The following is a 502-nucleotide window of genomic DNA, read 5'->3' as shown; positions in this document are numbered from 1 at the left end:
ACGTGCAGTTTAGTACGTTGGAATTGCTCTTTAGCCATCGCTAGTCCCTCTAAGACGGATATATCTAGGATATGATCACATTAACCAGGCAATTGCCTGACTGTCAGATTTACAGAGAGAGAATCAGGGAGGGAGAAAAAGGAAGTGGTGCTGATACCCAGAGTCGAACTGGGGACCTCACCCTTACCAAGGGTGCGCTCTACCAACTGAGCCATATCAGCACATCTGGAGCGGGCAGCGGGAATCGAACCCGCATCATCAGCTTGGAAGGCTGAGGTAATAGCCATTATACGATGCCCGCATCCTGGAACTCGGCTACCTGTTCTTTCTGTAGCTTATGAATAATAAAAGGTGCGCTTTTACTATTCGAGCCAGCTGTTTGATTTAGCTGACTCCGACTGTGCCAATGCTCAGCCTGAACCTGGGGTGACTTCTCACCAATCAGATAACCTTTCTGGTTATCTGTCTCAATCACAAGATTGAGATGGTGGCGGGAGAAGGA

1 protein-coding gene and 2 tRNA genes are annotated in these 502 nt (G+C 48.4%); all 3 read right to left on the bottom strand.

Annotation, left to right across the window (positions count from 1 at the left end; all coding sequences use genetic code 11):
* Nucleotides 1–145: 145 nt before the first annotated feature.
* A tRNA-Thr gene (locus tag B880_RS0102985) sits at nucleotides 146–221 on the bottom strand.
* Between the two features lie 5 nt (nucleotides 222–226).
* Nucleotides 227–301, bottom strand: a tRNA-Gly gene (locus B880_RS0102980).
* Nucleotides 287–502 (bottom strand): hypothetical protein (locus B880_RS27015; protein ID WP_237760979.1); only part of this gene is annotated, 216 nt, incomplete at its 5' end. The genes B880_RS27015 and B880_RS0102980, both read right to left, overlap by 15 nt.

Source organism: Pantoea sp. A4, assembly GCF_000295955.2.
In the GTDB taxonomy this organism is placed as follows: Bacteria; Pseudomonadota; Gammaproteobacteria; order Enterobacterales; family Enterobacteriaceae; genus Pantoea; species Pantoea multigeneris.
Note: the sequence above shows the minus strand (reverse complement) of the source record. Positions and strands in the feature narration are given on the sequence as shown.